The organism is Agromyces sp. P1_H4 (assembly GCF_056405255.1).
This window is the reverse complement of the sequence record NZ_JBFUCL010000448.1, coordinates 1-2,401: the sequence shown is the minus strand read 5'-3', so window position 1 is coordinate 2,401 and position 2,401 is coordinate 1. Positions and strand designations below refer to the sequence as shown.

Here is a 2,401-nt window from a genome sequence, read left to right as displayed (position 1 = left end):
ACGAGGAGGCGGTCGCCGTGGCGATCGGCCTGCGCGCCGCCACGGGGATCGCGGGCATCGGCGAGTCCAGTGCCCGTGCACTGGCCAAGCTCGAGCAGGTGCTGCCCTCCCGCCTGCGCCCCACCGTCGCGGCGATCGGCTCCGTCGTCGATCGCGCACCCGAGAACGTCGGCACGGATGCCCCCGACCCCGAGGTCGATCCGGCCGTGCTCGCCGCGGTCGCCGCCGCCATCCGCGACGAGGACTGGCTGCGCTTCGACGACCGCGGCACGCCCCGGCTCGTCGAGCCGTACCGCCTGCTCAGCTGGCAACGGCGCTGGTACCTCGTCGCACGCGACCCCGCATCCGGCGAGTGGGGCGTGTTCCGTGCCGACTGGATCGAGCCTCGGATGCCGACCCGCCGCCGCTTCTCCCCGGTGCCGCTGCCCGGCGGCGACTACGTTGCGTTCGCGATGCGCTCCATCGCGATGAGCGGGTGGAACGTGCACGCGCGCCTGCGGATCGCCGCCCCCGCGGCCGCCGTGATCGCGCGCATCAACCCGACCGTCGGCGTGGTCGAGGCCGTCGGCGACGACGCGTCGGTGCTCGTCACCGGCGCCGACTCGCTCGACACGGTCGCCGCCTACATCGGCATGCTGAACATGGACTTCACCGTCGAGTCGCCGGCCGAGCTCGTTCCCCTCCTCCGCACCCYCTCCGAGCGCTACGCTCGGGCCGCGGAAGGTGGGAGGGTGGACCGATGACGACGATCGAGCGGCACCTCGACATCGCGGCCGCGCCCGAGGTCGTGTTCGACCTCATCGCCGACCTGCACGACTACGGCTGGCTGCCGCCCTCGGGCGACTACGACGGCACGAGCGAGATCTCTCCGCCGCCCGTCGCCGTCGGAACGACCTACGTCGAGCACAGCCGTGCCGGCGTCCGCCGCGGCGTCGTGATCGCCCTCGCCCGACCCGACGTCATCGCGTTCCGGCAGCCGATGACGCTCCGGCCGCGCGCCGCCGGCACCATCGACGCGACCGTCTCGATGTCGGTCGCGGCGACGGCCACGGGGTCGCGCGTCACGCGAACCGTCGAGCTCGGCATCCCGAGGCGCCTCGCGCCGGCGCGGTCGATCATCGTCGGGCGCTACACGAGCGAGAGCGAGCGGATGCTCACCGCCCTCAAGGCGCACGCCGAGCACTGAACGCGTGCCGGGCGCAGAACGTGCGGCGAGCGCAGCTCAGACGGCGAGCGGCGGCCGCAGCAGTTCGATCGCGTCTTCGGGTGCGGCCGCGGCATCCGACCCGACGTCATCGATGCGGTTGGTGCGATCGACGTGCACGATGCGGGGCCGCCAGGCACGCGCTGCGGCGTCGTCGAACTGGGCGTAGGAGATGACGATCACCACGTCACCCTCGTGCACCAGGTGCGCGGCCGCGCCGTTGATGCCGACCACGCCGCTGCCGCGTTCGCCCTCGATCACGTAGGTCTCGAGGCGTGCCCCGTTCGTCACGTCGACGACGGCGACCTGCTCGCCGGGCAGCAGCTCGGCGGCATCCATCAGGTCTCGGTCGATCGTGATCGAGCCGACGTAGTGCAGGTCGGCGTGCGTCACGGTGGCGCGGTGGATCTTGGACTTCAGCATGGTGCGCAACACGTCCGAGAGCCTAGCGGCCGCGGTCGGTCGGATGCCGCTCGGTGACGGCAGGCGACGGATGCCGCTCCGGCGCGCGCGAGCAGTGCGAGCCGCCGAGCCCTAGCCGCCGAGCCCGATCCGGTCGGGCACGGCGCCCGCGACCGTCGGGAGCCACGACTCGACGTCGGGCCACGCGCGACCCGTGGGCAGGTGCCGCAGCAACCCGGCGAGTGAGGCGTCGGCGTCGGGCCACGGGATGACGCGGGTCGGCGACTCCGACGCGAGCACGCCGAGCCACCAGTGCTTCCAGGTCACGGGCAGGGTCTCGGGGTGGATGACCACGTAGTAGTCGGGCACCGCGATGCCGTGCCGCTCGGCGGCCTCGACCGCGCGGTCGATCTCCAGTTCGAGCACGCCGTACGTCGACTGGTCGTCGAAGAACTCGACCCAGGCCGCGGCCACGTGACCGAGCGGGTCGCGGTCGTGCACCACGTAGGGTGCGGCCGCGGCCGCCGACCAACGGGCGACCTCGTCGTCGGATGCCGCGTCGAAGGTCGCCGCGCGCACGTTGGCGAACCCCTCCAGGGCGTGGATGGCCGACGTCGCCTCATCTCCGACGACGACCAGGGTGGTGCTGGCCGGTGCCTCCATTTCCGCATTGTACGTCCGCCCGCGACGTCCGCCGGCAGGCCGCTCAGGCGATCCGCAGCACCACGTTGCCGGTCTTGTGGCCGGCGTCGACGTACCGGTGCGCCTCGACGATGTCGTCGAGCGGGTAGGTGC

The 2,401-nt window shown here is 72.8% G+C and carries 5 protein-coding genes; 2 read left to right on the top strand and 3 right to left on the bottom strand.

Going from position 1 to position 2,401, the window contains the following annotated elements; all coding sequences use genetic code 11:
- Positions 1–743, top strand: a 743-nt coding sequence (locus AC1DY2_RS18700) for a helix-turn-helix transcriptional regulator (RefSeq protein ID WP_476763777.1), incomplete at its 5' end; no start/stop codon positions are given.
- On the top strand, positions 740–1,186 hold the full coding sequence (locus AC1DY2_RS18695; RefSeq protein WP_476763776.1) for an SRPBCC family protein: 447 nt from the start codon (positions 740–742) through the stop codon (positions 1,184–1,186). The genes AC1DY2_RS18700 and AC1DY2_RS18695, both read left to right, overlap by 4 nt.
- A 36-nt stretch (positions 1,187–1,222) precedes the next feature.
- On the opposite strand, the gene panD is transcribed toward AC1DY2_RS18695, so the two are convergent.
- The 3 genes from panD to AC1DY2_RS18680 all read right to left on the bottom strand — a co-directional run.
- A complete protein-coding gene (gene panD / locus AC1DY2_RS18690) occupies positions 1,223–1,639 on the bottom strand; it encodes an aspartate 1-decarboxylase (protein WP_476763775.1) in 417 nt (138 codons plus the stop codon).
- A gap of 99 nt (positions 1,640–1,738) precedes the next feature.
- Positions 1,739–2,269 carry a hypothetical protein gene (locus AC1DY2_RS18685; protein ID WP_159603460.1) on the bottom strand — a complete coding sequence of 177 codons (531 nt, stop codon included), beginning with the start codon at positions 2,267–2,269 and terminating at the stop codon, positions 1,739–1,741.
- Between the two features lie 43 nt (positions 2,270–2,312).
- The coding region (locus tag AC1DY2_RS18680; RefSeq protein ID WP_476763778.1) for a zinc-binding dehydrogenase at positions 2,313–2,401 on the bottom strand (89 nt) is incomplete at its 5' end.

Bases quoted from the DNA above. Each gene is read 5' to 3' on its own strand.
- AC1DY2_RS18695 (WP_476763776.1), top strand. From the start codon at position 740: ATGACGACGATCGAGCGGCACCTCGACATCGCGGCCGCGCCCGAGGTC.
- AC1DY2_RS18685 (WP_159603460.1), bottom strand. From the start codon at position 2,269: ATGGAGGCACCGGCCAGCACCACCCTGGTCGTCGTCGGAGATGAGGCG.